The sequence below is a fragment of the Ensifer sp. 22460 genome (assembly GCF_052044935.1).
Classification (GTDB): domain Bacteria; phylum Pseudomonadota; class Alphaproteobacteria; order Rhizobiales; family Rhizobiaceae; genus Ensifer.
Genome location: NZ_JBQENZ010000001.1, coordinates 119,638 through 146,584, shown reverse-complemented (window position 1 = coordinate 146,584; position 26,947 = coordinate 119,638). Strand labels below are relative to the sequence as shown.

27 protein-coding genes are annotated in these 26,947 nt (G+C 63.0%); 14 read left to right on the top strand and 13 right to left on the bottom strand.

All coding sequences use genetic code 11. From position 1 onward, the window contains the following. Nucleotides 1-28 precede the first annotated feature (28 nt). The 4 genes from betA to betI (ACTJKM_RS00725) all read right to left on the bottom strand — a co-directional run bounded on the left by betA (nucleotide 29) and on the right by betI (ACTJKM_RS00725) (nucleotide 5,491). The gene (gene betA, locus ACTJKM_RS00740; RefSeq protein ID WP_440659818.1) at nucleotides 29-1,678 is read right to left on the bottom strand and encodes a choline dehydrogenase; all 1,650 of its coding nucleotides are present in this window, start codon (nucleotides 1,676-1,678) and stop codon (nucleotides 29-31) included. 213 nt (nucleotides 1,679-1,891) lie between these two features. Beyond that, nucleotides 1,892-3,355: a betaine-aldehyde dehydrogenase gene (gene betB / locus ACTJKM_RS00735; RefSeq protein ID WP_440659816.1), complete on the bottom strand. Its 1,464-nt coding sequence runs from the start codon at nucleotides 3,353-3,355 to the stop codon at nucleotides 1,892-1,894. 1 nt (nucleotide 3,356) lies between these two features. Beyond that, on the bottom strand, nucleotides 3,357-4,892 hold the full coding sequence (gene betC / locus ACTJKM_RS00730; RefSeq protein ID WP_112995355.1) for a choline-sulfatase: 1,536 nt from the start codon (nucleotides 4,890-4,892) through the stop codon (nucleotides 3,357-3,359). Continuing rightward, nucleotides 4,889-5,491 (bottom strand): transcriptional regulator BetI, encoded by a 603-nt coding sequence (gene betI, locus ACTJKM_RS00725; protein WP_112995356.1) that lies wholly within the window; start codon nucleotides 5,489-5,491, stop codon nucleotides 4,889-4,891. Before betI (ACTJKM_RS00725) ends, betC begins: the two co-directional genes overlap by 4 nt. A 146-nt stretch (nucleotides 5,492-5,637) precedes the next feature. Between betI (ACTJKM_RS00725) and ACTJKM_RS00720 the strand changes: the two genes are divergently transcribed. Continuing rightward, nucleotides 5,638-6,186 (top strand): HdeD family acid-resistance protein, encoded by a 549-nt coding sequence (locus tag ACTJKM_RS00720; RefSeq protein ID WP_057250571.1) that lies wholly within the window; start codon nucleotides 5,638-5,640, stop codon nucleotides 6,184-6,186. Between the two features lie 173 nt (nucleotides 6,187-6,359). Then, a complete protein-coding gene (locus ACTJKM_RS00715) occupies nucleotides 6,360-8,156 on the top strand; it encodes a GGDEF domain-containing protein (RefSeq protein ID WP_112995357.1) in 1,797 nt (598 codons plus the stop codon). Nucleotides 8,157-8,176: 20 nt separating this feature from the next. On the opposite strand, the gene betI (ACTJKM_RS00710) is transcribed toward ACTJKM_RS00715, so the two are convergent. Beyond that, nucleotides 8,177-8,758: a choline-binding transcriptional repressor BetI gene (gene betI, locus ACTJKM_RS00710; protein WP_057250567.1), complete on the bottom strand. Its 582-nt coding sequence runs from the start codon at nucleotides 8,756-8,758 to the stop codon at nucleotides 8,177-8,179. A gap of 102 nt (nucleotides 8,759-8,860) precedes the next feature. On the opposite strand from betI (ACTJKM_RS00710), the gene choX reads away from it, so the two are divergent. The 3 genes from choX (at nucleotide 8,861) to ACTJKM_RS00695 (ending at nucleotide 11,683) form a co-directional block, all read left to right on the top strand. Further along, nucleotides 8,861-9,796: a choline ABC transporter substrate-binding protein gene (choX, locus tag ACTJKM_RS00705; RefSeq protein WP_057250565.1), complete on the top strand. Its 936-nt coding sequence runs from the start codon at nucleotides 8,861-8,863 to the stop codon at nucleotides 9,794-9,796. Further along, a complete protein-coding gene (locus ACTJKM_RS00700; protein WP_063893296.1) occupies nucleotides 9,793-10,605 on the top strand; it encodes an alpha/beta fold hydrolase in 813 nt (270 codons plus the stop codon). Before choX ends, ACTJKM_RS00700 begins: the two co-directional genes overlap by 4 nt. A 79-nt stretch (nucleotides 10,606-10,684) precedes the next feature. Then, a complete protein-coding gene (locus ACTJKM_RS00695; RefSeq protein ID WP_112995358.1) occupies nucleotides 10,685-11,683 on the top strand; it encodes an NAD(P)H-quinone oxidoreductase in 999 nt (332 codons plus the stop codon). 338 nt (nucleotides 11,684-12,021) lie between these two features. Here ACTJKM_RS00695 and ACTJKM_RS00690 read toward each other — a convergent pair whose 3' ends face one another. Both ACTJKM_RS00690 and ACTJKM_RS00685 read right to left on the bottom strand, forming a co-directional pair. Then, the gene (locus ACTJKM_RS00690) at nucleotides 12,022-12,507 is read right to left on the bottom strand and encodes an NUDIX domain-containing protein (RefSeq protein WP_112995359.1); all 486 of its coding nucleotides are present in this window, start codon (nucleotides 12,505-12,507) and stop codon (nucleotides 12,022-12,024) included. 89 nt (nucleotides 12,508-12,596) lie between these two features. Further along, nucleotides 12,597-13,334, bottom strand: coding sequence for a DUF3750 domain-containing protein (locus ACTJKM_RS00685; RefSeq protein ID WP_112995360.1), 738 nt, complete (start codon nucleotides 13,332-13,334; stop codon nucleotides 12,597-12,599). A gap of 71 nt (nucleotides 13,335-13,405) precedes the next feature. On the opposite strand from ACTJKM_RS00685, the gene ACTJKM_RS00680 reads away from it, so the two are divergent. Continuing rightward, on the top strand, nucleotides 13,406-14,413 hold the full coding sequence (locus tag ACTJKM_RS00680; protein WP_112995361.1) for an asparaginase: 1,008 nt from the start codon (nucleotides 13,406-13,408) through the stop codon (nucleotides 14,411-14,413). 61 nt (nucleotides 14,414-14,474) lie between these two features. Here the strand turns inward: ACTJKM_RS00680 and ACTJKM_RS00675 are convergent, their stop codons facing one another. Next, a complete protein-coding gene (locus tag ACTJKM_RS00675) occupies nucleotides 14,475-15,227 on the bottom strand; it encodes a DeoR/GlpR family DNA-binding transcription regulator (protein WP_057250557.1) in 753 nt (250 codons plus the stop codon). A 92-nt stretch (nucleotides 15,228-15,319) separates the two neighbouring features. On the opposite strand from ACTJKM_RS00675, the gene ACTJKM_RS00670 reads away from it, so the two are divergent. Beyond that, nucleotides 15,320-15,691, top strand: coding sequence for a DUF4406 domain-containing protein (locus ACTJKM_RS00670; RefSeq protein ID WP_440659813.1), 372 nt, complete (start codon nucleotides 15,320-15,322; stop codon nucleotides 15,689-15,691). Nucleotides 15,692-15,808: 117 nt separating this feature from the next. Here the strand turns inward: ACTJKM_RS00670 and ACTJKM_RS00665 are convergent, their stop codons facing one another. Beyond that, complete coding sequence (locus ACTJKM_RS00665; RefSeq protein WP_112995363.1) at nucleotides 15,809-16,540, bottom strand: DUF4198 domain-containing protein; 732 nt, start codon at nucleotides 16,538-16,540, stop codon at nucleotides 15,809-15,811. A gap of 243 nt (nucleotides 16,541-16,783) precedes the next feature. On the opposite strand from ACTJKM_RS00665, the gene ACTJKM_RS00660 reads away from it, so the two are divergent. Continuing rightward, entirely contained in the window at nucleotides 16,784-17,404 is a 621-nt protein-coding gene (locus ACTJKM_RS00660) for a glutathione S-transferase family protein (protein WP_113736807.1), read from the top strand. Nucleotides 17,405-17,422: 18 nt separating this feature from the next. Here ACTJKM_RS00660 and ACTJKM_RS00655 read toward each other — a convergent pair whose 3' ends face one another. Next, nucleotides 17,423-18,286 (bottom strand): bestrophin family protein, encoded by an 864-nt coding sequence (locus ACTJKM_RS00655; RefSeq protein ID WP_440635518.1) that lies wholly within the window; start codon nucleotides 18,284-18,286, stop codon nucleotides 17,423-17,425. Between ACTJKM_RS00655 and ACTJKM_RS00650 the strand changes: the two genes are divergently transcribed. After that, nucleotides 18,221-19,102, top strand: a complete 882-nt coding sequence (locus ACTJKM_RS00650) for a dihydrofolate reductase family protein (protein ID WP_440659812.1) — start codon at nucleotides 18,221-18,223, stop codon at nucleotides 19,100-19,102. The genes ACTJKM_RS00655 and ACTJKM_RS00650 overlap by 66 nt on opposite strands. A gap of 6 nt (nucleotides 19,103-19,108) precedes the next feature. On the opposite strand, the gene ACTJKM_RS00645 is transcribed toward ACTJKM_RS00650, so the two are convergent. Together ACTJKM_RS00645 and ACTJKM_RS00640 are read right to left on the bottom strand one after the other, a co-directional pair. After that, complete coding sequence (locus ACTJKM_RS00645) at nucleotides 19,109-19,462, bottom strand: MmcQ/YjbR family DNA-binding protein (protein ID WP_058320342.1); 354 nt, start codon at nucleotides 19,460-19,462, stop codon at nucleotides 19,109-19,111. 30 nt (nucleotides 19,463-19,492) lie between these two features. Further along, the gene (locus ACTJKM_RS00640) at nucleotides 19,493-19,702 is read right to left on the bottom strand and encodes a hypothetical protein (protein WP_057250544.1); all 210 of its coding nucleotides are present in this window, start codon (nucleotides 19,700-19,702) and stop codon (nucleotides 19,493-19,495) included. Between the two features lie 89 nt (nucleotides 19,703-19,791). On the opposite strand from ACTJKM_RS00640, the gene ACTJKM_RS00635 reads away from it, so the two are divergent. After that, complete coding sequence (locus tag ACTJKM_RS00635; RefSeq protein WP_058320341.1) at nucleotides 19,792-20,730, top strand: LysR substrate-binding domain-containing protein; 939 nt, start codon at nucleotides 19,792-19,794, stop codon at nucleotides 20,728-20,730. Between the two features lie 30 nt (nucleotides 20,731-20,760). Here ACTJKM_RS00635 and ACTJKM_RS00630 read toward each other — a convergent pair whose 3' ends face one another. Next, entirely contained in the window at nucleotides 20,761-21,423 is a 663-nt protein-coding gene (locus ACTJKM_RS00630; RefSeq protein ID WP_057250540.1) for a glutathione S-transferase family protein, read from the bottom strand. Nucleotides 21,424-21,630: 207 nt separating this feature from the next. Here ACTJKM_RS00630 and ACTJKM_RS00625 point away from each other — a divergent pair, with 207 nt between their 5' ends. The 4 genes from ACTJKM_RS00625 (at nucleotide 21,631) to ACTJKM_RS00610 (ending at nucleotide 26,930) form a co-directional block, all read left to right on the top strand. Beyond that, a complete protein-coding gene (locus tag ACTJKM_RS00625) occupies nucleotides 21,631-21,999 on the top strand; it encodes a hypothetical protein (RefSeq protein ID WP_162728052.1) in 369 nt (122 codons plus the stop codon). A 120-nt stretch (nucleotides 22,000-22,119) separates the two neighbouring features. Further along, the gene (locus ACTJKM_RS00620; RefSeq protein ID WP_058320338.1) at nucleotides 22,120-23,490 is read left to right on the top strand and encodes a PepSY-associated TM helix domain-containing protein; all 1,371 of its coding nucleotides are present in this window, start codon (nucleotides 22,120-22,122) and stop codon (nucleotides 23,488-23,490) included. Nucleotides 23,491-23,663: 173 nt separating this feature from the next. Continuing rightward, a complete protein-coding gene (locus ACTJKM_RS00615) occupies nucleotides 23,664-25,997 on the top strand; it encodes an EAL domain-containing protein (RefSeq protein WP_112995365.1) in 2,334 nt (777 codons plus the stop codon). A 144-nt stretch (nucleotides 25,998-26,141) separates the two neighbouring features. Continuing rightward, the gene (locus tag ACTJKM_RS00610) at nucleotides 26,142-26,930 is read left to right on the top strand and encodes a L,D-transpeptidase family protein (protein ID WP_112995366.1); all 789 of its coding nucleotides are present in this window, start codon (nucleotides 26,142-26,144) and stop codon (nucleotides 26,928-26,930) included. Nucleotides 26,931-26,947: the final 17 nt, after the last annotated feature.

Genomic DNA, 26,947 nt, shown 5'->3' with positions numbered 1-26,947 from the left:
ACGCACGGCGCTCTGGTGCACGCGATCCTTATCGGTCGCTGACCTCCCAGCGCGGGTTGATCCACGGCTCCTGGTTGGAGCGCGCCAGCGGCTGCTTGCCGAGAATGTGGTCGGCTGCCTTCTCGCCGGTCATGATCGACGGGCTGTTGAGGTTGCCGTAGGTCACATGCGGGAAGATCGAGCTGTCGGCGACGCGCAGGCCATCGACGCCGATGACGCGGGTTTCCGGATCGACAACCGCCATCGGATCGTCCTTGGCGCCCATCTTGCAGGTGCCGCAAGGGTGATAGGCGCTTTCCAGGTGCTCGCGCAGGAAGTCGTCGATCTGCTCGTCCGACTGCACCTTCTCGCCCGGCTGGATCTCCGGGCCGCGATAGTGATCGAAGGCCTTCTGGCCGAAGATCTCGCGGGTGAGGCGCACGCAGTGGCGGAACTTCTCCCAGTCCTCCGGGTGGCTCATATAGTTGAAGCGGATGACAGGATCGGCCATCGGATCGGAGGAGCGCAGCGTGACGTTGCCGCGGGACTTGGAAAGATTGTAGCCGACGTGCACCTGGAAGCCGTGGGTGTTGGCCGCCGCCTTGCCGTCATAGCTGATCGCCACCGGCAGGAAGTGGTACTGGATATCCGGCTGTTTGACGCCGGGTGCGGAGCGCAGGAAGGCGCAGGCCTCGAACTGGTTGGAGATGCCGAGGCCCTTCTTGAAGAACAGCCATTGCGCGCCGGCAACGCCCTGCCAGAACCAGGGCAGCCAGGAATAGAGCGAGACCGGCTTGGTCGAAATCTGCTGGAAATAGAATTCCATATGGTCCTGCAGGTTCTGGCCGACGCCGGGCCGGTCGACCTTCACCTCGATACCCATGTCCTTGAGGTGCTGTGCCGGACCAACGCCCGAGAGCATCAGCAGTTTCGGCGAATTGAACGATGACGCCGAGACGATCACCTCACGGTTCGCCTTGACGATCTCGATCTTGCCGCCGCGCTCGATCTCGACCCCGGTCGCGCGACCGTTCTCGATGACGATGCGGCGGGCGAAGCAGCGCACGAGCGAGACGTTTTGCCGTTTCATTGCCGGCTTCAGGTAGGCGTTCGCCGCCGACCAGCGCCGGCCCTGCCAGACGGTCTGCTCCATCAGCCCGAAGCCTTCCTGCTTCGAGCCGTTGTAATCGTCGGTGAGTTCGAAACCGGCCTGTTGGCCCGCTTCGATGAAGGCGTGGAACAGCGGGTTGTGGACCGGGCCGCGCTTGACGTGCAGCGGCCCGTCGGTGCCGCGCCAGCCGGCTTCCCCGCCATGCGAATTTTCCATGCGCTTGAAATAGGGGAGCACGTCCGCATAGGCCCAGCCGCGTGCGCCGAGCTCGTCCCAGCGGTTGTAGTCTTCCGCATGGCCGCGCACATAGACGAGACCGTTGATCGAGGAGGAGCCGCCGATCACCTTGCCGCGCGGCGCGGTGATGCGCCGGTTGTTAAGATTCGGTTCCGGTTCGGAGAGATAGCCCCAGTTGTAGCGCTTCATGCTCATCGGCCAGGCAAGGGCCGCCGGCATCTGGATGAAGGGGCCGATATCCGAGCCGCCATATTCCAGCACCAGCACCGTGTTCTTGCCGTCTTCGGACAAGCGGTAGGCGAGCGCCGAACCGGCGGAGCCGGAGCCGATGATGATGTAATCTGCCTGCATAAGCGTGGTCTTTCTTCTAGCGTCTCGCGTTCGACCTATCTGGCGCTTTCACCCCTCATTCCTGTGCTTGTCACAGGAATCCAGCCAAGCGACGTCTGTCGCTTGAAGACTCTTGTGCGCCACAGACGTGGCGCTGCTGGATCCCCGGAACTCGCTTCGCTCGCCCGAGGATGAGGGAGGTGGAGCCGCCTCTCGATGGAGGGGCCCCAATTCTCAATACGGCGCCTGTACCGGCCCCATGCCGACATAGACGGTCTTCAATTCGCTGTAGTGGTTGAGCGCGGCGACCGAATTCTCGCGGCCGAAGCCAGACTGCTTTGAGCCGCCGAAGGGGATCTCCACCGGGCAGAGATTGTACGTGTTGATCCACAGCGTCCCGGCTTCCAACTGATCGACCACGCGGTGCGCGCGGGTGATATCGGCGGTGAAGACGCCGGCGGAAAGGCCGAATTCGGTGGCATTGGCCCGAGCGATCACCTCGGCCTCATCGTCGAAATCGAGCACGCACATGACCGGCCCGAAGATCTCTTCGCGCGCGATCGTCATGTCGTCGGTGACGTCGGCAAAAACCGTCGGCTGGATATAGGTGCCTTCTGCGTTGACGGCATTCGGAATGCCGCCGCCGGTCAAAAGCCGCGCACCTTCGGCCTTGCCCTTTTCGATATAAGAGAAGACCTTGTCGCGCTGCGGCATCGAGACCATGGGGCCGAGCTGCGTCGCCTCGTCCATCGGGTCGCCGATGACGATCGCCTCGGTGCGGGCCTTCAGCCGCGCCAGGAACTGCTCCTTGATGCCCTTGTGCACGAAGACGCGGGTGCCGTTCGAGCAGACCTGGCCGGTCGAATAGAAGTTGCCGAGCATGGCACCGCCGATGGCGCTCTCGAGGTCGGCATCGTCGAAGACGATCAGCGGCGACTTACCGCCAAGCTCCATGGTGACGTGCTTGAGTTCGGCCGCCGCCGCACCCGCCACCTTCTTGCCCGTCGGGACCGAGCCGGTCAGCGACACCTTGGCGACATCGGGATGGTTGACGAGCAGCGGACCGGTCGTGCGGTCGCCCTGGATGACGTTGTAGAGGCCCTTCGGCAGGCCGGCCTCGACCAGGATCTCGGCGATCTTCAGCGCGCCGAGCGGCGTGTTCTCCGACGGCTTGAAGACCATGGCATTGCCGGCGGCAAGCGCTGGCGCACCCTTCCAGCAGGCGATCTGCTGCGGATAGTTCCAGGCGCCGATACCGACGCAGACGCCGAGGGCCACGCGCTTGGTATAGGCAAAATCGCCGCCGAGCGGGATGTAGTCGCCGTTGAGCGCCGTGGCGATGACGCCACCGAAGAATTCGAAACTGTCGGCACCGGACGTCGGATCGGCGACGATCGTCTCCTGGATCGGCTTGCCGGTGTCGAGTGTCTCGAGTTCGGAGAGCTCGCGGTTGCGCTCGCGCATGATCTCGGCAGCACGCTTCAGGATGCGGCCGCGGGCCGTCGGGCTCATCGCCGCCCATTCCGGCTGGGCGCGCTTGGCCGTGGCGATCGCCTTTTCGACGATGGCGGGCGTTGCCGCGTGCAAGCGCGCGATCACTTCGCCGGTTGCCGGATAGATGCTCTCGATGACGGTGCCTTCGATGTCCTCGACATATTCGCCGTCGATGAAGTGCGAGGCTTGCGGTTGGGCTTTCATCTCATTCTCCTCGCGGATAGCGTTTGGATTCCTCGAGATTGTCGAGGTTCATATGGTTGCGCATGTAGCGCTCGGATGCTTTCTGCAGCGGCTGGTGATCCCAGGGGTAGTAGGCGCCGTTCCTGAGCGCCTCGTAGACCACCCAGCGCCGCGCCTGGCTTTCGCGCACGGCCGCGTCGAAAGCCTCCATGTCCCAATGAGCAGCGCACATCTCGCGGAAGGCCTGCAGCGTTGCCGCCTGCACCGGCGTTTCCGGATGGGCCGCCAGATTCTTCAGTTCCAGCGGGTCGGCGTCGAGATCGTAGAGCTGATCCGGATCGAGCGCGCAGTGGATGTATTTCCACTTGCCCTCGCGGATGGCGACGAGCGGGGCGTAAGAAGCTTCCGCCGCATATTCCATCAGCACCGGCTCTGAGCGCTCCTCACCGTTGATCATGGGCACGAGACTGATGCCGTCGGTCCACGGCTTCACCTCGTCCATGGATATGCCGGCGAGATCGGCAAGCGTCGGCGTCACGTCGAGATTGGAGGTCGGGGCCAAGTGCAGACCCGGCGTCACACCGGGGCCTGCGACCATCAGCGGCACGCGGGCTGAACCTTCGAAGAAATTCATCTTGAACCACAGGCCGCGCTCGCCGAGCATGTCGCCGTGATCCGAGCAGAAAAGGATCAGCGTGTCGTCGAGCATGCGGGTGCGCGTCAGCGTGTCGATGAGCTCTCCGACCTTCTCGTCGAGATAGGAGATATTGGCGAAGTAGGCCTGGCGCGACCGGCGGATATTGTCTTCCGTCAGTTCGAAATTGACATAGTCGCAGGAATGCATGATGCGCTTGGAATGCGGGTCCTGCTGGTCCTCCGCCAGCATGCCGATCTCGGGCAGCAGATGCTCGCAATCCTCGTAGAGATCCCAGAATTTCTTGCGCGCCACATAGGGGTCGTGCGGGTGGGTGAAGGAGACGGTCAGGCACCAGGGACGGCGCGTCGCATCGTCGTTTTCGCGCGAAAGCTGGTAGAGTTTTTGGTTGGCGAGGAAGGCGACCTCGTCGTCATATTCCATCTGGTTGGTGATCTCGGCGACGCCGGCGCCGGTGACCGAGCCGAGATTGTGGTACCACCAGTCGATGCGCTCGCCGGGCTTGCGATAGTCTGGCGTCCAGCCGAAATCGGCCGGGTAGATGTCGGTCGTCAGCCGTTCCTCGAAGCCGTGCAGCTGGTCCGGGCCGACGAAATGCATCTTGCCCGACAGCGCCGTGTAGTAGCCGGCGCGGCGCAGGTGGTGTGCATAGGTCGGGATCGAGGACTGGTACTCGGCGGCGTTGTCGTAGACGCGGGTGCGGCTCGGCAACTGGCCGGCCATGAAGGAGGCGCGGGCAGGGGCGCAGAGCGGCGACGAGGTGTAATTGTTGCGGAACCGGGCCGAGCGGGCGGCGAGTGCCTTCAGGTGCGGTGCATGCAGGAACGCGGCCGGTCCGTCCGGAAAGAACTTTCCGTTCAGCTGGTCGACCATGATGATAAGGATGTTCGGTCTTGCGGTCATGCGGCCGTTCCCTGGTATGTGAGCCGATCGATGTGCGAGGTGACATAGTCTTCGGTGAGCGCGATCGAAGCCTCGATGCTTATCGGCGCGGAACGCAGACTCTGGCGGATATAGAGCCCGTCGATCATCGCAGCTGCGCCTTCGGCAATGCGTTCCGCGTCATCATCGGCACAAAGCGTCTTGAGGCTCGCCAGCAGATTGGACCGCAGGCGCCGGGCATAGACCACGAGCAGCCGCCGCACCTCCTCAGACCGTTGCGCCTCCGAATAGAAGGCGAGCCATGCGGCAATCGTATCTGGGGCGAACTGGCTTGCCTGGAAGGAGACGCGGATCAAGGCGCTCAGCCTTTCGCGTGGGCCTGCCACCGTGCGAAGCGCCGTCACCGTGTCGTCGCGCAACTGCCGTAGCAGGCTGCGGATCGTCTCGATCAGCAATTGTTCCTTGCTGCCGAAATAGTGGTGGGCAAGGGCAGGGGAGACGCCGGCGTGGCGGGCGATCTCGGACATGGTGACGGTCAGCGTGCCCTGGTCGCCGATCACGCGAAGTGCTGCGTCCACCAGCGCCTTGCGGCGCACTGGCTCCATTCCGACCTTTGGCATCCGTCTCTCCCTTGACGGAGGTCAGTTTATTTTTGATTGACTCATCAATCAATAAAAATCTTCGGTGTTTTCGCTTCCCTTTTTCGAAGAAATCCGGCTCAATCCTCCCGGTAGCGATCCCGCGATCTGAAGGACTGGAGGTTGAAATGACCCATGCATTCGATCACGCCGACAAGACGGCGGTTGCCCGCAAATGGGGGTGGTTCGTAGCACTCGGCGTGCTGCTCATCATGTGCGGTGGCCTTGCCTTCGGCAATCTGCTGATGGCCACGGTCGCTTCGGTCTATTATGTCGGGATCATCATGCTGGTCGGCGGGCTTTTCAATCTCGCCCACGCCTTCCAGGTCAAGGGCTGGGACAGCGTACTTTACTGGGGGCTCAGCGGCGCCTGTTATACGATCGCCGGCCTGTTTGCCTTCATCAATCCCTTGCTTGCCTCGTCCTTCCTGACCTTCGTGATGGCGATCGCCCTCATCGTCGCCGGCTGCTTCCGCATCTGGGTCGGTCTCAAGCTCAGGCCAGTACAAGGCTGGGGATGGGTGGCACTCGGCGGTCTGGTCACGCTTGCCGCCGGCCTCATCATCGCCGCCGGCTGGCCGGTCAACAGTCTCTGGATCCTCGGCCTTTTCCTCGCCGTCGACCTGGTGATGCAGGGCCTGTCGCTGATCGCCTTCGGCGTGCTGGCGAAGGGATAACCGCCCCCTTCCTGTGGGGTTCCGAGCTGGGTGCCCGGCCGTACGAAAGCGGCCGTTATCGGCGCCCGGGCAAAGCTTTCATCAAAGCTTCATAATGGGGAAAGACTTCGTTGATAGTTGGCGGCCATGCTGCCGGCGTCCGATCGTCCGTTCCCCTGTCTCTGGAGCCCGGCATGTCCGCCGCCCCCGCCGAAATCCTCTCGTTGCGCCGGTTCGGCGACGACCAGATCGTCACGCTCGCCAAGCTGGTGATCGAGAGTGCCTTCCAGCCGATCGCCGAAGCGGCGACCGGCACCGTCTTCGGTTACGAATCGCTGATGCGCGGCTTCCAGAAACTGGGCTTTGCCTCGCCGCTGGAACTGCTCGACAAGGCGGAAGAAGCCGGGCAATTGCTGGCGCTGGAGCACATGATCAACAGCCGCGCCGTCGCCGGCTTCGCGACGCTGCCCGATCATTCCGCCCGCACCCTGTTTCTGAATTTCGACTCGCGCCTCGTCGGCGGCGAGGGCGACATCGTCGAGCGCCTCGTCAACCATCTGAAGCGCGCCGGTATCGCCCCTTCGTCGCTCTGCTTCGAGCTTTCCGAGCGTTTCGACAGCGGCAAGATGCCGGACTTCTCCGCGCTCGTGCGCGATCTCCGGCTCGCCGGCTTCAAGCTCGCCATTGACGATTTCGGGGCTGGCTTCAACGGGCTGAAGCTGCTCTGCGACCAGCCGGTCGATTACGTGAAGATCGACAGGCACTTCATCTCCGGCATCGAGGCTGACGCCCGCAAGCGCCACCTCGTGCGCCACACCGTCAACACCGCGCATGTGCTTGGTACGCGGGTCATCGCCGAGGGCGTCGAGACGGAGGCGGAGTTCCTCACCTGCCGCGACCTCGGCTGCGATCTCGTGCAGGGCTATTACGTCGCCCGGCCGACCACCCATCTCAGCGAGCTTCTGCCCGCCTATCCGCATCTCGATCAGAGCGTCAGCGTGAGGCGACCCTCGTCCTCGCTCGACAGTATCCTGATCCGCAAGCAGATCGAGCAACTGCCGACGGTGCGCGAAAGCGATGAACTCGATTCCGTCTTCGATCTCTTCCGGCGAAACCCGCGCCAGGGCTTCTTCCCGGTTCTGAACGCCAATGGCGAGCCGCGCGGCATTCTGCATGAGTATCACGTCAAGGAGCTGATCTATCACCCCTTCGGCCGTGATCTCCTCAAGAACCGGATCTACCAGCGGCGGATCTCGCATTTCGTCAGCCCGGCACCGATCGCCGATCTCGATACGCCCGCGGATGAAATGCTGAAGATCTTCGCCGGCATGGACGGCAGCGATTGCCTGATCCTTACGGAGAACATGCGTTACGCCGGTACGCTTTCGGCCTCGTCGCTTCTGAAGATCATCAACGAAAAGCAGCTCAAGATGGCGCAGGAGCAGAACCCGCTGACGGGCCTGCCCGGCAACCGCGCCATCCGCGACTACGTCCAGGACGCGATCCTCGACGGCGATCAGGCCCGCTACTTCTGCTATTGCGACTTCGACGACTTCAAGCCGTTCAACGACACCTACGGCTTCCAGAAGGGCGATCTCGCGATCACGCTGTTTGCCGCACTCCTGCGCCGTCACTTCATCGGTGAGGAGAAGTTCCTCGGCCATGTCGGGGGAGATGATTTCTTCGTCGGCATCAGCGGCTGTTCGGTCGAGGAGCTGGAGGCGGTGCTGAACCGCCTGCTGGACGATTTCCGCTCCGACGTGCGCCAGCTCTACTCGGCGGAGCACCAGGCCGAGGGCCGCATCAGCGGCCATGGTCGTGACGGTGCGCCGAAGGAATTCGCGCTGATGCGCTGCTCGATCGCCGTCCTTGGGCTGCCGGAGGGCTTCGTCTTCTCCGATGCCCAGGCCGTCAGCGCCCGCATTGCCGAAATCAAATCCCGCGCCAAGACCAGCGAAGCCGGTCTTGTCATGGACGCACTCGGCGGCTGATTTCCCGTCTTCGGGCTCGCTTAGGTCGCGGGTATGCGATGGGCGAGATAGTCGCGCATCTGGGAAAGCGCCGTGTCGCGCGTCAGCCCTTCCGATTGCAATCCGAGCCTAAGCCAAAGGCCGTCGATCAATGAAGTGATGCCGAGCGCCACGGTCTCGCAGTCTTCTGCCGGCAACAGGTCCACGAGCGCGGAAAGCAGGTTCGAGCGCATGCGCGCGTGGATCACCTTCTGGATGCGGGCAAGCTGCGGCTCGCGCGGAACTTCGGCACAAAGGGAAAGCCAGGCATGGCAGACCGAAGGCTGGAAGAAGCGCTCCTCGAAGTTCGCCTCAATGATCGCCTCTAGCCGCTCGCGCGGCGTGCGTGCGCGGTTCAGCCGAACGACCACCGCTTCCTTGAGCGCGGCGTTCGCCTCGCGCATGGCATGTTCGAAAAGCTCCTGTTTGTTGGCGAAATAATGCAGCACGATGCCCTTGGAGGCGCCGGCGTGTGTCGCGACCTTCTCCAGCGTCGCGCCGGCCATGCCCTCTTTCTGCAGCACCTCAAAGGCCGCGCGGCGCAGCTCGCGCCGCCTGATCTCGCTTATCCTCGTCAGTCGCATCAGCCGCCTCCAAACGATTCCCACATTGACAAACTTTCCGGAAAGATCAAATGTTGACCCATGGGACAATTATTAGTCCGAATGGACAAACTGGAGGATGCGATGCCGAAGCTGAAACTGTTGATGTCCACCATTGCCGTTGTCGCCGTCGCCTCTCCGGCCTTGGCCGGCGAGGCGCAATCCTGTCGGCAAGTCCGGCTGGCCGAGCCCGGTTGGAACGATCTGGCGTTCACCACGGGCGTCGGGCTGACAGTCCTCAAGGCATTGGGTTATGAACCCGAAAGCAAGCTGCTCGGCATTGACGTCATCTACACCAGTCTGCGCAGCGGCGATCTCGACGTCTTCCTTGGCTATTGGGACCCGGCGATGGTCTCCTATTACAAGCCCTACAAGGACGACGGTTCGGTCGAAACCGTCCGCACCAATCTGAAGGGGGCCAAGTACACGTTCGCCGTACCCGATTATGTCTGGGAGGCGGGCGTCAGGGATTTCGCGGACCTGAAGACCTTTGCCGACAAATTCGAGAAGAAGATGTACGGCATCGAGCCCGGCTCCAACCAGCTGATGCTGGATGCCGTCAAGGACCAGGGCCTCGGGCTTGATGGCTGGGAAGTGGTGGAATCAAGCGAGCAAGGCATGCTGGCGGAAGTCACGCGCCGGGTTCGCGACAAGTCCTTCATCGTCTTTCAGGGCTGGGCGCCGCATCCGATGAACACGGCCCTGTCGATCAAGTATCTGACCGGCGGCGACAAGTTCTATGGACCGGACTTTGGCGCGGCGACCGTTTCGACCCAGGTGCGCAAGGGCTACCTGCAGGAATGCCCGAATGTCGCCAGGCTCCTCAACAATCTGAGCTTCGATATCGACTTCGAGAACCGCGGCATGGGTTCCCTGATGAGCGACGGGCTGGCGCCGGAGGAGGCCGGCAAGAAGGCCATCGAGCAGGAGCCGCAGCGGCTCGACGCCTGGCTTTCCGGGGTGACGACCTTCGACGGGCAGCCGGGGCTTGCCGCGGTCAAGGCCGCGCTCGGACTGTGATCGTCATCGACCAGCAAGATTGGTCGCCGCTGAAGCGGCGGCTCGAACTGCCCGGCGGGCGCCAGTTCGCCTATGTCGATCGCGGCGAGGGGCCGGCGCTGTTGCTGCTCCACGGCTATTCCGACAATAGCCGCTCTTTCTCGCTGGTCGCGCCCCACCTCGTGGGCTATCGACTGATCATTCCGGATCTCGCCGGCCACGGCGCGTCGCAGGCGGGGCCGGGGGCAACGGTTGCCGATTTTTCGCGGGATCTCGCTTGTCTGGCCGATAGGCTGGCGCTGAGGGATATCGTCGTCATCGGCCATTCCATGGGGGCAATGACCGCCATTGCGCTTGCCGCCCTTCGCCCGGACCTGGTCCGGGCCCTCGTTCTTTTATCCGGCAGCCTGCAGCCGGGCCTCGACGCGAGGAGTCCAACGGCGCGGGCGATCCGCGCGTTGAAGGATCCGCTGGATCAGGAACACCCGTTCTTCGATGTCTGGCACGCCTGCAACCAACCAGTCGACCCGGCGTTCCTTGCGCACATGCGCAAGGAGGCCGCAGAGATACCGACGCAGACGTGGCTCGCTATCCTCGATGGCCTTGCCGCGACCGATCTTCGCGCCGCCGCGCGGCAGTTGCGTTTGCCGGTGCTGGCGATCGGCGGCAGTGAGGATCCGCTGTTCGACGCTGGGCATCGCCGGCTGCTGGCGGAAACCATCGGCTCGGCGCGCTCGATCAGCTTGGCCGGCCATGGCCACAACCCTCATTGGGAAAGCCCGGCACTGGTGGCTGGCGAGATCCTGTCCTTCCTGGCGGCCGAACCCTGATCGGCCAATACTACCGCCACCCTTTTCGCGGCACGCCGTCAGCGCTAGATGTGGCGCATCAGCAGCATGAGGTGGTGCCATGTCCCTTCCGTCAGAAATGAACTTCGTCGATCTTCCGGCCCCAGGCGGACCGGAAAACATGGTCCTGAAAAAGGGACCGTTGCCTGAGATCAAACCGGGCGACATCCTCGTTCGGGTGGAGGCGGCCGGCATCAACCGTCCCGATGTCTTGCAGCGCAAGGGCGACTATCCGCCACCGCCGGGTGCAAGTCCGATCCTCGGCCTTGAAGTGGCCGGCGAGGTGGTGGCGCTCGGCGCGGGTGCGGAAGGATTTCAAATCGGAGACAAAGTCTGCGCGCTCGCCAACGGCGGCGGCTATGCGGAATATGCGGCAGTCCCGGCAAGCCAGGCGCTGGCCTGGCCGAAGGGCTATGACGCGGTGAAGGCGGCGGCTCTGCCCGAAACCTTCTTCACCGTCTGGGCCAATGTCTTCGACATGGCCGGCTTGAAGGCGAGCGAAACGATCCTCATCCATGGCGGCTCCAGTGGCATCGGCACGACGGCGATCCAGCTTGCCAAGGCCTTCGGCGCCGAGGTCTTCGTCACCGCCGGCAGCGCCGAAAAATGCCAGGCTTGCGAGTCGCTCGGCGCCAAGCGCGCGATCAACTATCGCGAAGAGGACTTCAAAACGGTCGTTATCGAAGAGACGGATGGACGCGGCGTCGACGTCATCCTCGATATGGTCGGCGGGCGTTACTTCGACCGCAACATCGCTTCGCTGGCGAAGGACGGCCGCCTGTCGATCATCGCCTTCCTCGGCGGCGCCAAAGTCGAGGCGGCGAACATCGCGCCGATCCTGACAAAGCGTCTGCATGTGATGGGCTCGGCGCTCCGTCCCCGTACGCCGGCGGAGAAGCAGGCGATCCGCGATGGTCTGGTGGCAAAGGTCTGGCCGCTGCTCGAGGCGGGCAAGGTCTCACCGGTGATCCACTCCGTGCTGCCCTTTGCCAAGGTGGCCGACGGGCACCGCGAGATGGAGACGGGCGACCATATCGGCAAGATCATCATGTCCGTGTGACCCGAAGGTCATCATGTCCATGTGATCGGAACGAACATCATGTCCATGTGACCGGAACGATCGTAATGCTTCTGCGACGTGACGAAGCAATGCGATCTTCGACCATAGTCGCCCTTGCAATCGGTGACAGATCGCTTACCTTCAACGCATCAGCAACGAACAGAAAGGAAGGTGATCCAATGTCTAATGAGATTTCGGTCTTGGTGAAGGGCATGGGAGAGGTGAACACGTCGAGGCAGCCCTCGGCTTGATCCCCGCCTTCCTTCGGGCCTAGAGCCCGGGCCACTCACTTGGCCAGAACTCAGGGAAGGGTCGCCTCGGGCGGCCCTTTTCCATTTCTAGCGAGCTGCGCCAGCCGGTGACGCTTCCTGGATCTGCAGCCACGGGTTCGGTTCATTGTCGATGAACTCCTCCCGGATGTGCTTCAAGACTTTCCGTTGCCCGGCAAAGGGCACCATGCGGATCGCTTCGTCAAAGCTCACCCAGCGAAAGTCGCTGTGCTCGGCATTCAGCCGGACCGTGGCGTCATCAGGCGCAAAGCCGACGAAGACGGGCAACAGGCTGATCGCATTGCGATCGGCCTCATAGAACTGCTCGCAGATGTCGGCCGAATAGAAACGATCAGGTCTGAGCCCCGTTTCCTCCTCGACTTCACGCAGGCCCGCCTGCCAGGCCGTCTCGTTCGCCTCGATCGCGCCGGCGACCTGGCACCACGTTCCGGCGAGCGTGCCGGTACGGCGGAGAAGCAGAACCTCGCAGCTGTTCTCCGCGGGGCGCAGTACGACGACTGAAACGGCGAAACTTCTGATCGGAATCTCATGCATCGGGCGTCCTCCTGATTCGACGCCGGAAGATGCAATGCGGGGAGAGCGCCTTCAACCGCGAATGTTCGTCGCCTCGGTTCTGGCGTCGTTTACACCCCGAAGCGTCCGAGCGCCGGGATCTTGATGCCGGGCTTCGCGAAATCAAATCCGGCGACGAGGCCGAAAAAGTGCAGTTCGAGGCCGCTGCGAACACCAGCCGAGATACCGGCGACGCCATAGAGCGTGGCGTGCATGTCACGGCCATCGGCATCGATCTGGAACAACTTGCCCTCCGGCAGATAATCGCGGCCGACGGCGTCGGGCGGCAGCACGGCGCCGAGTTCCGGCACGGAGCGCAGCACGTGGGCGACGAAGGTGTTGGAGTTCGGGCCCGGCCAGATCCGATAGCCGCCGGGTGCGTCATAGGGATAGCTTGCGATCGCCGCTTCGATCTTCGGGATCAGCCGGCTGGCTTCGGTTCCGGTGATCGAAACAACCAATCTCGGCTCGTTCGAATACCAGCGCGCATCGGCCGGATAGGCGTTGCGGCGGATCGGCTTGCCCCAGCCGACCTTGTCGTAGCGGTTGTAGGCGAGGGCGCCCTGTTGCTTGGTCACGATCCAGGCGTGGCTGGCGACGGCGCCCTTCATGCCGCCGGTCGTTGCCGAAAAGACGTAGATCCCCGCATCGGGGCTCTCGGCTGTCTTCGGCAGGATGCCCGCCGAGGACCAGTCGGCAGAGCGCCAGCTCTGTGGCCGGTCCTGCATGTACCACCAGCCGGCCGAGGCTAGCGCCGGCAGAAGGTAGATGATGAGAAAGGCGGCGGCGAGCCTGCGGGCGAATTTCATGAAAACTCCGTTTCCTGGCTTAAGATTCCTGCTAAATGCACGGAGCAATTTCGGAAATTTGAGGGCAAGGCATGTCGAATCCCGTTCTCGTCGAAGTCACCCGCGGAAACCTCGTCGAAAGTCGCCATCGCGGACTTGTGATCGCCGTCGACGGCGATGGCCGGACCGTCTTTTCGCTCGGTGAGACTGACACCGCCGTTTTCCCTCGCTCCGCCTGCAAGGCGATGCAAGGGCTGCCCTTGATGGAAAGCGGTGCGGCCGACGCCTACGGTTTCGGCAACAGGGAACTGGCGCTTGCCTGCTCCTCCCATTCCGGCGAGCCGGAGCATGTGGAGCTTGCCGCAAAGATGCTCGCGGCGGCGGGTCTCGACGTCTCGGCGCTCGAATGCGGCGCCCATTGGTCGTCCGACCAGAAGACCTTGATCGGCCAGGCCCGCAGCCTGGAAGCGCCGACAGCGCTTCATAACAACTGCTCCGGCAAACACTCAGGCTTCATCTGCGCCTGCTGCCATTCAGGCACCAAGGTGAAGGGCTATGTCGGCTACGAGCATCCGCTGCAGCAGGAAATCCGCGGCACGATGGAAAGCCTGACCGGGGCGATCCTCGGCACGGACAATTGCGGGGTCGACGGCTGCTCGATCCCGACCTACGCCGTTCCGCTCAAGGGGTTGGCCCACGGGTTTGCCAAGATGGCGACCGGCGTCGGTCTTGGACCCGAACGCGCCCGGGCCTCCAGGCGGCTGATCGAGGCCTGCATGGTCGAGCCCTTCTACGTGGCCGGAACCAAGCGCGCCTGCACCCGGCTGATGAAAACGGCCCCCGGCCGCATCTTCGCCAAGACCGGTGCCGAAGGCGTGTTCTGTGCCGCCATCCCGGAAAAGGGCATCGCCATCGCGCTGAAATGCGAGGACGGCACGACCCGCGCCGCCGAAGCGATGGTGGCGGCAACGCTTGCGCGCTTCTTCAGGGATGAGCCGGACCTGCACGCGGCCCTGATGGCGCAGGCAAATCACTCGATGTACAACTGGAACGGCATCCATGTCGGCGACGTCAGGGTCACGGACGCTTTCGCCGCCTGAGGTTCGCGGGCGACGGTTCTCGCCTGCAGCCCTCACGGACAGCCTCGGCGCGCTGGCACCGTCAGGCGCCGATCATCACAACGCTCGCGTCGTCATAGGGCGTTAGCATCTGGCGCTCGATTTCCACCGGTACGATGAAGCCGGCGAGATCGGCGATTCCGGCCACGCGATGTGGCGAAACTGCGTCGAATTTCTCCGCTGTCGCAAGCACATAGGTGTCGGCGGCCTGGGCGAGGATCGCGCGCTTGACGGCCGCCTCCTCGAAGTCGCCGGTGGAAACTCCGTGAACCGGATGAATGGCGGTGACGCCGAGGAAGAACAGGTCGATGCGGATGCCGGCGATGGCGGTGAGCGCCGCCGCGCCCGTCGCAACCATCGAATGTTTGTAGAGCCGGCCACCGATCAGGATCACTTCGGCTTCGTGGCGTTCGAGCTCGGCGGCAATCGTCGGGCTGTGGGTGACGACGGTCAGCCGCATCTCCCGCGGCAGTGCCCGCGCGATTTCCGCGTTGCTCGTGCCGCCGTCGAGAAAGATCGTCTGGCCCGCCTCGATCATCGTCGCGGCCTTTCGCCCAAGCCGGTGTTTGACGTCGCCGGCAATCTCCTGCCGTGCGGTAAAGTTTGGTAGCGGCGGGACCAGCGGCAGCGCGCCGCCATGTACGCGCTTCAGCAAACCTTCCGCCGCCATCTCGCGGAGATCGCGCCGGATCGTGTCTTCCGAGAGGTCCAGTTCGTCCGCCAGGCGCTTGGCGACGATCTCGCCGTCGCGCGCCAACCGTGCCGAAATCAAAGCCCGTCTCTGTGTTGTCAGCATGAATACCTCCTTGACTCTTCGCGATATTGCACGAAATATCGTGAATATTCCAGAATGATCTGGATATTTCGTGCAAAAATTTGGAGAAGATCATGCTGATTTTGATCGCGGGGCCCTATCGCTCGGGAACCGGAGACGACCCGGCCAAGATGGCCGCCAACCTGAAGCGACTGGAGGAGCCGTCCTATGCGCTGTTTCGGGCCGGGCACGTGCCTGTCATCGGCGAATGGGTGGCGCTGCCCGTGTGGAATGCGGCGGGTGGCGATCGCATCGGGGACGACCTCTACGAGGAAATTTTCCATCCCGTCGCCGGCCGCTTGCTGGCACTGTGCGACGCGGTGCTGCGTCTGCCGGGCGACAGCAAGGGTGCCGACAACGACGTGCGCATCGCCCGTGAACGCGGCATTCCCGTCTACTACCGCCTGGAAGACGTGCCCGGTTGCGGCGAGGCGCTGGTTGCCTGACCGGAAACGGCCCGGCAGGGATATCTGCCGGGCCTTGGCTATGCTTCTGAACTCCACCTCAACCTCGGACCCAACCCGAGCATCGCTTCCGCGCGGCGATGAAGGGAGGCGGCCGGCTTACTCGTGCACGTGCGACTCGGCGACGAAGGTCAGCGTGGCCGTCAAACCTTTCTTGTCGGCGGCGACATTGCCTTCGAGCGGGATCGCGTGGCTGACGGCAAGAATGTTGACGCCGGCGTTGCGCAGCGTCACTTCCGCTTCGCCATTCGCGTTCGTCTTTTCGGAGACGAGATCGGGCAGCCCGGCATAGTCAAGGGTGATTTCCTTGCCTTCGAGCGGCTTGCCGTCGAGCAGGAGGCGGACACGAAATTTCTCGCCCGGCTTCAGGCCAACAGGGTTGTCGAGCGGGATGATCTGCAGCGGCTGTGCCGGGAAGGCCGGCAGTGCGCCATGCGCATGCACCAGCGCGATGCTGTATTTGACCGAATGGCTCGCCTGCTTGGCACCAGGCACCTCGTTCTTCGGCTTGTTCACCCATTTGCCGTCGGCGCCTTCGCTCCAATAGCCGTTGTCGAACTCAAGAGCGATGAGCGCCGGCTCGCCGTCGAGTTTCAGGGTGGCGTGATTGTCCGCAGGCACGACCGTGACCGGCAGCGCTTTGCCGTCTTCGCCAACGGCCGCAACCGATTTCACTTTGGCCGGATCATAGGCTTCGTCCGCGGGGCCGTGGCCGTAGATCACCGCCAGCGTTCCCCAGCGCTCGCCGATCCATGCGCCATGGGAGAAGGCGGGTGTGGCGACGGCGGCAAACAGGCCAGCAGCGATGAGGGTTGAAAAGACCGTTTTCATAAGCGACTCCAGAAAAAATGTTATAACGTAACAATTATGTTCTATTGAAATCCGTTCGGGCTTGTCAATCGGGGTGACATCCTTTCTTCTGCCGCCGATCTTTGGTTTGGTCTGGAGTTGAAACGTTAGGAAGCGCACGGTTCACCGACAGCATTCCGCTTCCGCCCGCCAGAATTGATAGGGCAGGGTCGGGTCTGTCGGCACCACGTCGTCCGATCCGTATGATCGTAGAGGAGAGTTGAAGTGTTGAAATTGTTCTATGCCCCGGGCACCTGCTCATTGGCCTCGCATATCGCGCTGGAGGAGGCGGGCGCTGACTACGAGGCACGCCGCGTCGATTTCTCGACCGCGGAACAGACCAAGCCCGACTATCTCGCGGTAAACCCGAAGGGCCGGGTGCCGGCGCTGTTGACCGACCGGGGCGTCATCACCGAAACGCCGGCGATCCTCACCTATATCGCTGAGACACATCCGGCGGCGAACCTCGCACCAAGGGGCGATGCCTTTGCTTTTGCGCAGTTGCAGTCGTTCATGAACTATCTCTGCTCGACGGTGCATGTCGCCCATGCCCATGGACGTCGCGGCGCGCGCTGGGCCGACGATCCGGCGGCGCACGAGGCAATGAAGGCCAAGGTCGCCTCCAACATGGCGGCCTGCTTCGAGCTGATCGAGAACAAGATGTTCGAAGGCCCCTTCGTCCTGGGCGAGACCTATTCGGTTGCCGATCCCTACCTTTTCACCATCGCCGGCTGGCTCGAATCGGACGGTGTGGATCCCGCGCGTTTCCCGAAAATCCTGGATCACCGCAACCGCATGACCGCGCGTCCGGCCGTTGCCCGGGTCCTGGCCACGCTCAAGGCCTGAGCCGCGCGACCATCTGGGCTACATCAGGATGTAGTCCTTGGGCTGCGGCAAGGGCGGAAGGTCTGTCTCGCCGAGCGCCTCGCGCAGGTTGATCTCGATCGTTTCGGCAAGCGCCATGATCGGCAGGTCGTTCGGCAACACGCCGAACGGCTCCTCCAGTTCGTCCCCGAGTGCATCGAGGCCGAAGAAGGTGTAGGCGACCAGCGCCGTGACGAAGGGCGTGGCCCAACCGAGCGCATCGGCAAAGCCGAAGGGCAGCAGGAAGCAGAAAAGATAGGCGGTGCGGTGCAGGAGCAGCGTGTAGCCGAAAGGCACCGGCGTGTTGCGGATGCGCTCGCAGGCGGCAAGCGTCGCCGACATCCTGCCGACCGTGCCGTCCAACTGGGCCCACTGAAAGTCGCTGATCGCGTCCGAAGCACGCAAGCCGGCGAGATCGCGGCCCATCTCACGCAAGAGGTAGTCCGGCGCGTTGCGGCTTGCCTTGTAGCCGGGAGCGAGATCGTCGGGCAGTCGCGCGAGCGCCCTGGCTGCATGATTGCCCGGTCGCAGGTGGCCAACCAGGGCGTGAGCAAAGGCGATGGCGATGTTGAGGAGCCGTTGCCGCGCCGCATTCTCCGAAGCTTTGGCGTCGACCATGACCAGTGTCTGCCGGGCAAGATCGCGCGACGTGAAGATCAGTTGTCCCCAATCCTTCCGCGCCTCCCACCAGCGGTCGTAGCAGGCGTTGTTGCGGAAACCGAGGAACACCGAGAGCGCAATGCCGAGCAAGGCGAAAGGGCCGCTGTTGACGCTTGGAACGATGCCGGGATCGGCACGGTGCGCCCAGACGACGAAGGCGGAAAGGCCGAAGACGAACAGCACCTGCGGAAAGATCCGCTGAATGACCGATCCTCTGAGGATGAAGAACAGTTTCAGAAGGCTGGGGCGGTCGCGAACGATCATGGAAGAACACCTGTGTGGCCGTCAGCTTCCACCGGTATAGGCGCGAGCTCTGAAATGGAAGGCCGCTCATTGGATGCCGCCAGCCGCCGGCGCGAGATTTTTACCGCCTATGTCGGCTCAGTCGCCGCGCGCACGTCCTTGTTGCGTAACGCCAACAGGGAGACAACGACGATGCGCAAGGTGGTTGCCGGCATGCAGATGTCCATCGACGGGATGATCGATGGACCGGATGGCTATACGGACTGGGTCGATTCCTGGTCGGACACCTTCGACCTCCTGCCTGAGATCGATGCCTGCGTCCTCGGGAGCGGCATGTATTCGGGCTATGAGCAATATTGGAGCGCGATCAAACAGAATCCGCATGCGCCGCTGGAGTTTACCGGCAAGGTGCCGACGCAGGAGGAGATCGAATATACGGATTTTGCTTTGAGCACGCCGCATTATGTTCTCTCGAAAGAGCGCTCGGAGGTGCAATGGGCCAACGCCACCATCGTTCGCGATGCTGCCGAGATCGAGCAGCTAAGGCGCCAGCCGGGTCGGACCATCTATGTCGTCGGCGGCGCTCGCACCGTGTCGAGCCTGATGGATCACGGCCTGATCGACGAATTGCGTCTCACTATCCATCCCCTGGTGGTGGGGAAGGGCAAGGCGCTGTTCGAAACCATCGCCCAGCGCCACTACGTGCAACTCGATGACGTGAAGAGGGTCGATGACGGCAAGGTTTGCCTGATCTACAAGGTCGGGAATCGAAGCTGAAAGCGGTCAGCCGGCGAGTTTCGCAGCAAGCCGCTTTGGCGCCTTCTGGCGCCAGGCTGCAACCAGTCGCCCGGTCAGGCTCTTATCGTCGATCACCGAAAGCCGAACCAGCATCGCCGGCCAGCCTTTGTAGTGATCGGTCTCGAAATAGAGTTGCGGGTCGAGTTCCAGCAGCAATTCCTTTTCCTCGAGCGCACACATGACGACAAGCGTGTCGCCGTCCTTCATGCGCACGAAGCTCTTGTCTTTCACCAGCAGTGCCGGCGTGCCGTAGGAGGTGCCGATGGTAACCTCCGGCAAGCCGGCGGCTTCCGCCAGCTTGACGACCCGTGCGAAATTGCGGTCGAGATCCTCGCTCATCCCGTCAGCATATCACAGGGTCATTGTCCGTCACCGGCCCCCGGCTTGCAGGCAGTCGCTGGCGCACTCGGCCGCGCGCGGCCAGGGCCAGCCGGGGAAGGGCAGATCACCGAGTTCGCGTTCGTCCATCCGCTCGAGATCCGGGTGCTGCAGCGGGTCACGCGCCCAGGCTAGTCGCGTATCCTGCTTCCGACTTTCAAAAGTGGCGAATGCGGTCAACATCGAGAGAAGCTTCAACATGGCGGCCCATCCTTTCGATGCTTGGATGATCTGCCTGTCTCGCTGTCTTTTCAATTGAGAATAGCACCGAACGGGTTTAGGAAAACTATATGAGAGATCTGAATTCCGTCCATTTGAACGGGCTTCGCGCCGTGGAAGCGGCCGGTCGCCTTGGTTCGTTGGCGGCTGCTGCCGAGGAGCTCGGCGTGACCTCAGGCGCCGTCAGCCAGCAGATTGCCAAGGCGGAGGCCCAGCTTGGCCGCATCCTGTTCGAGCGCACGCCGCGCGGCCTCGTCCCGACCGACTTTGGCCTGCGTTTCCTCGTCCGCCTCAGCAACGCCTTTCAGGAGCTGGCGGAGGCCGTGGCCTCGGCTCGGCGACGCGACGAGTCGGTGCTGACGATCTCGGTGGCACCGGTCTTTGCCGCCCGCTGGCTGGTCTATCGGCTGAACCGTTTCGCCGAGCGCCACCCCGACATTCGCTTGCGCATCGACGCTACGACCAAGCTCGTCAATCTCGATACATCAGATGTGGATGTCGGCATCCGTGTGGGCTCGGGCGATTGGCCTGGTGTGAAATCCGAACTGCTGTTGCAGCAGGAGGTCTTTCCCGTCTGTTCGCCGGCCATGGCGGAGAACTTGCGTGTACCTGCAGATATTCTAAAGCTCCCGGCCGTGATCGACGGTCACTCGATGTTCAGCTGGGAGGTGTGGCTTCGCGAAGTCGGCCTCTCCGGTGCCGAAATGAGCGTGCGCCACACGTTCAATGAGGCGTCGCTGGTGCTCGATGCGGCGATCTCGGGGCAGGGGGTCATGCTCGCCTGGCAGACGCTCGCCGGCTTCGCGATCACCCAAGGCAGTTTGGTCGTGCCCTTCGGTATCCGCGTGGGCACCGGCTACGGCCACTACTTCGTCAGCTCGCCATCGCGGCGGGAAAGCAAGGCCGCAGCCGCCTTCAAGCGCTGGGTTCGTGACGAGGTGGAGGAGGGCATGCGCCTGCTCGATCTCAGGGCGCCGCGCGTACGCTTCGACGCGGCGACCATGCGCTGATCACTTGAAACGAGCCCACCTCCGGACGGCTCAATCCGCCGGCTCTTTCAGCCGCTCTTCCATCATCGCCTTGAAAGCCGGGCGGGCATGGCAGCGGGCAAGCCAGGCCGAAACGCGTGGATGCTTCTCGAAGAGCTGTTTCTGGCTCATGGCGTAGCGGAAGACTTCCGCGAGGTTGAGGTCGGCTACGGTGAAGCGATCGCCAACCAGGTAGTCGCGCCCGTCGAGGTGCTCTTCCAGGCGAGTAAACACCTTGTCGAGGGACTTGGCGCAGGTAGTGATCGTTGCCCTGCCTTGGTCGGTTTCCTCAGTGCCGTAGTCGTAGGTGAGGATGATCTGCACCGCATGCGGCTCGACCTCCGTCGCCGCCCACATCGTCCAGTTGCCCATCAGTCCCTCTTCACGGATATCAGCCGGTCCCAGCGGGCCGCCGTATTTGCGCGCAAGGAAAAGATTGTTGGCAAGCGATTCCGTCAGTACGACGCCGTCGTCTTCGATCGCCGGAATCAGACCCATCGGGTTGACGGCGAGGAAGGCCGGCGACTTGGTGTTGATGGGCGCATCGGCGGCAAGCGGATCTGCAACCCGGCGCGCCTGGATGACCGGAACGGACGTGAAGGGGATTCCGAGCTCCCGCGCCATCCAGTAATTGCGCGATGCGCGCGAGCGATAGACTCCGTAGATCGTCAGCATGTCGTCCTCCCGTCGTTGCCGTGACCTTGTCTTAAGCCAAGCGTGCTGGACGGCGAAAGCCGGCGCCGCTGATACCACACATGAAATCTTTTGATAGGCCATGCGGCCCATTGCCCGCTTGCCTTTCGCGCCGTTGGTCTTTAGCTGTCGCAGTCGATTTTGGGGGCACTTTTGGCGCGACGGTTTCTAGGCGATCGGTTGACGGACATGGCGGCGCGTTTGCTCTGCGCGCTTGTCCTCGTCATCTCGGCCCTGATCCAGCAGCCGGCGGTCGCCATGCCGGTTGCGCCTGATACGACCGCCTACGCGCTTCCCGATGGAACGTTTGCCGATCTCTGCCTCACCGGCCACGACGATGCCGACGGAAAAGGTGGTACGAAAGGCCATGGATGCCAGTCCTGCTGCCTCGTCGCCTCCGCTGATCTGCCGGCGCCGTATCCGATCGCCGCACCACCGCTATCTCTCGCCTGGCATGTGTCGGTTCCTGCCAATGAACTTCTGTTTGTTCGCGGTGTGCTCCGCGGCGGCACAGGGCCTAGGGCGCCACCATCGGGTTTCTCCCTGATATCCGCTTGAGCGGCGGCTGACGGCCTCCCAGGCGTCGAAACTGCTGTTCGACGTCGCCGGCCGTGATCCGCGACCGACCCGACCATCACGAGGCGAAGCCGCGATAATGCGGATTTCCCGGAGAAACCCATGACAACCGCATCCTTTACCGGCGCCGCAGCGCAGCCGGTCGCCGCCGAGCGCGGCATTTCCCTCTATCGCGCCATCTGGCGCTGGCACTTCTTTGCCGGCCTGCTCGTCATCCCGTTCATGATCAGCCTGGCCGTCACCGGTGGCCTCTATCTCTTCAACGACGAGATCGACGATACCGTCTTCGCCTATCGCAACATCGTGCCTGCCGGGACCGAACGGCTGCCGCCTTCGGCGATCGTCGCCACCGCTGTCGAATCCGTGCCCGGCAGCGCCGCCGTCTCCTATCGCACACCCGCCGGTGCCGATCGCTCGGCGCGCGTCACGGTGGGTATCGGCAAGGCCAAAATGCTGGTCTTCGTCGATCCCTATACCGGCGCCATCCTCGATCACGTCGCGCCCACGGAAGAGTTCAATCAGGTGGTCGAGGACCTGCACAGCCTCGACTATTTCGGTAAGTCGGTCGAAACGATCATCGAGATTGTTGCGGGCTTTGCCATTCTGCTGGTCTTCACCGGCATTTATCTCTGGTGGCCGCGCCAGCAGACCGGCGGTGTGCTGACCGTGCGCGGCACGCCCGCGCGCCGCGTGTTCTGGCGTGACCTTCATGCCGTGACCGGCATCGTCGCCGGGCTGCTGATCGTCTTCCTCGCCTTCTCCGGTCTTCTGTGGTCCGGCTACTGGGGCGCCACCGTCAACGGCAAGCTGACGGCCATGGGGCTCGGCTATCCCGCGGTGCTTTGGGACCAGGTGCCAACCTCGACCAAGGTTTCGACCGATGTCCTCCCCAGGGCGAACTGGCTGATGGAGAATGCTCCGGTCCCGACGTCGAGCGGCGTCGGCGCCGAGCCGGTCGGCATAGACCGCGCGGTCGCGATCGCCGATGAGGCCGGCATGCTGCCCGGCTATGAGCTGGCGCTCCCGACCGATGAGAGCGGCGTCTACACGGCCGCGATCTTTCCGGCCGAGCTCGCACGGGAGCGCACGATCCACATCGACCAGTACTCCGGCAAACCGCTTGTCGATGTAGCCTTTGGCGATTACCCGGCGCTCGGAAAGGCGATCGAATGGAGCATCAACGTGCACAAGGGGCAGGAGTGGGGGCGCGCCAATCAGTTGTTGATGCTTGCCGCCTGCCTGTCCATCGTGCTCATCTCGCTCTCCGCCGTCGTCATGTGGTGGAAGCGTCGCCCGGCGGGGCGCGTCGGGGTGCCGCCGATGCCGCCGAAGCGCAGTGTCTATGCAGGATTGTGGATCATGGCCATTTTCTTTGGCCTCACTTTTCCGCTGACGGGGCTTGCGATCGTTATCATGGTGGTGGCCGACCAACTGCTGATGCTCGCGCCGGCGGCGCGCCGACGTCTGTCCTGAAATCGACGAAGGGGTGGCGCCGTCACCCCTTCTTTTCAGGCACGCAACTTGGAGATTGCAACCTCTGCACGATTTTTCTACAAGTTATTTAGGAAGGGCTAACTCTTGCTCGTCTAACGTGAAGTGGGGAAAGATCGACCAGCGACGCGGCTGAGCGCGTCGGGAGGCCTTGCTTGGCGAAGAACACGTCTCGCAATCCGCGATATGCCGCCTTAAATGCTGGCGGCAACGAGGATACACGTCGCCTGATCGATGCCAGCCATCGGCTGGCGGAAGAAGTTGCGCGGATCTTTCCGACCGAACCCGACATCGCCGACCGCCACTACTGGTTGGAGACGATGATCAACCATGTGCCCGACTACATCTATGCCAAGGATGTCGAAGGGCGGTTCCTCATCGCCAACCAGGTGACTGTTGCCGACAACGGCCTGGAAGGTCTCAAGGATATCGTCGGCAAGACCGACTTCGATCTCCATCCGCCGCACATGGCACAGGCGATCGCCGACATCGAGCGCCGCGTCATCGAAACCGGCGAACCGATTTTCGGCATCGAGGAACGGGCGATCGTCAGCAAGGGCCGCGACCGCTGGCTGATGACCTCCAAGGTGCCGCTGCGCAACAAGCGCGGCGAGATTGTCGGCGTCGTCGGCGTGTCGCGCGATATCTCCGACAGAAAGGCGGCCGAACGCCTGCTCGAAGGGCAGGCCCGCCTACTGGAAATGATCGCCAACAGCCGACCGCTCGACGAATTCTTCCGCGACATGATCCTGCTGATCGAGGCGCTGATGCCTGGCATCAAGGGGTCGGTGCTGTTGCTGTCGGCCGATGGCCGCCACCTGTTCCATGGCGCGGCACCAAGCCTCGACGAGAGCTATTGCGCGACGATCCATGGCGTCGAGATCGGCCCTCGCATGGGCTCCTGCGGCACGGCGGCCTGGCGCGGCGAACAGGTGATCGTCTCGGACATTCTCGCCGATCCTCTCTGGGACGATTATCGCGAGCTCGTTCGACCCTATGGTTTCCGCTCCTGCTGGTCGACTCCCATCCATTCGCGCGACCGCAAGGTGCTTGGCACATTTGCGCTCTATTCCGGCGCGGTCTGCGTTCCCAACGAAGGGCAGAAGGAGCTGATTGCGATGGCGGCGCATCTCGCCGGTATTGCAATCGAGCGCAAGCACGCGGAGGACCGTATCAGTTTCATGGCGCATCATGATGCGCTGACGGGCCTGCCCAACCGGGCGCTGTTCGAGGAGCAGGTCGCCGAGGCGCTGGAGGCCCTGCGCGGCACCGGTCAATGGGCGGTGCTCGCCTTCCTCGATCTCGATAATTTCAAGCTGGTCAACGATACGCTCGGCCATGCGGCCGGCGACGAGCTGTTGAAGGTCACCGCCTCCCGCATGCGCTCGTCGGTGCGCAAGTCGGATATGGTCGTGCGTGTCGGCGGCGACGAATTCATTCTGCTTCTGAACGGCCTTCCCTGCGAACGGGATGTCGTGCTGGCAAGGCTTGAAGATATTCGCCGCGCCATCGCGGGGCCGATGCAGATCGAGGGCCGAAGCCTGCAAGTCACCTGCAGCATGGGCGTCGCCTGCTTTCCCAATCAGGGCAAGACCGTCGGCGAGCTGCTCGCCAATGCCGACATGGCGATGTATCGGGCCAAGGAGCTCGGGCGCAACAATCTGCAGGTTTTTACCGAGGAAATGGCCGCCAAGGCGCACGAAAAGCTGCGTCAGCAGGAGGAGCTGCGCAGGGCGCTGGCACGTGAAGAATTCTTTCTGCAGTTCCAGCCGCAGATGAACCTTGCGAATGGCCGCGTTTTCGCAGCCGAAGCCTTGCTTCGTTGGCGTCATCCAGAGCGGGGCACGGTCTCGCCGGCCGAGTTCATTCCGCTTGCCGAAGAAACCGGGCTGATCGTGCCGATCGGCGACTGGGTGCTGCGCGCCGCTTGCCGCCAGGCCAAGGACTGGCAGGATGACGGCCTGCCGCCGCTGATCGTTAGCGTCAACGTTTCGGCGCGCCAGTTCCGCGAGCGCAACTGGGCAGGTCACGTGGCGGCAATTCTCGCCGAAACCGGTCTTGAGCCCTGCTGTCTCGAGCTTGAGCTGACGGAAAGCCTGATCATGCAGGACGTGCCGGGGGCGATTGCCACCATGCATGAGCTGCAGGCGATCGGCGTGCACCTGGCAATCGACGATTTCGGCACCGGCTATTCTAGCCTCAGCGCCTTGAAGCGCTTCCCGGTGCGCCGCCTTAAGATCGACCGGTCCTTCGTTGCGGATATTCCTGTCGATCTCGACGACAACGCGATCACCGCGGCGATCATCTCACTCGCCCAAAATCTTGGCCTGCGCGTCATCGCCGAAGGTGTGGAAAACCAGGCCCAGGTCGAGTTCCTGCGCCAGAGCGGCTGTGACGAGATCCAAGGCTATTTCTTCAGCCGGCCGCTCTCCGCGCCGGATTTTGAAACACTGATGCGCCAGCCACGTTTCAACGCTCACAGCGTCTGAGTTCTCTTCGTTTCACGCCAAGACGCAAGCTTCGGTCCAGCCGGAAATGCAAGCATCGCCCCATTCCGAGGGGCTGTGCGTAGTATTTCGTTAAGCAATTTCATGCAGCACTCCTCAGGCCGCACTCAAGCCCTTCAGAGTTCGATGTCCTCTTCAGTCGTCTTCTCCCGCCGTCAGTTTCTCCGCTCGTCCGGATTGGCTCTTGCCTCCGCCGGTCTTGCAGGCTGCACCTCCTCGATGAACACGGACGTCTTCCGCTATGAGACGGCGCCTGTGTTCCGCAATCCTGCGCTCGAGGGACGCTTTACCGATCCGCGCGCCGGAGGCGTTTATGAGGGGCAGGATGGCCCAGGGCCAGTTCCGACCGGCCTGCCGCCGCAGGGCCTCTATGTTTCGGACATTTATGCCTCCATGTACGACGGCGGCTATCAGGTGCCGGAGGTACCGTTCCGTCAGATCGACGCGCGCTTCTATCGTCAGGAGGTCAGCGATCCCTTTGGCGAACAGCCGGGAACGATCGTCGTCGATACCGGTGACCGCTACCTCTATCTGATCCAGCCAGGGGGCAGGGCGCTGCGTTATGGCGTTGGTCTCGGCCGTGAAGGTTTCGCCTGGTCGGGCCGCGGCGTCATCCAGTGGAAGCAGAAGTGGCCGCGCTGGACCCCGCCTGACAGCATGGTCGCCCGCCAGCCGCAGCTGAAACCCTATTCGGCCAAGAATGGCGGTATGGCGCCGGGCCTCAACAACCCGCTCGGTTCACGCGCGCTCTACATCTTCCAGAATGGTCAGGACACGCTCTACCGCGTCCACGGAACGCCGGAATGGAAGTCGATCGGCAAGGCCGTCTCGTCCGGCTGCGTTCGCATGCTCAATCAGGATGTCATGGACCTCTACGATCGCGTGCGTGGCAAGGCGCCGATCCTCGTCATCTAACAACCACGGGCGTCGTC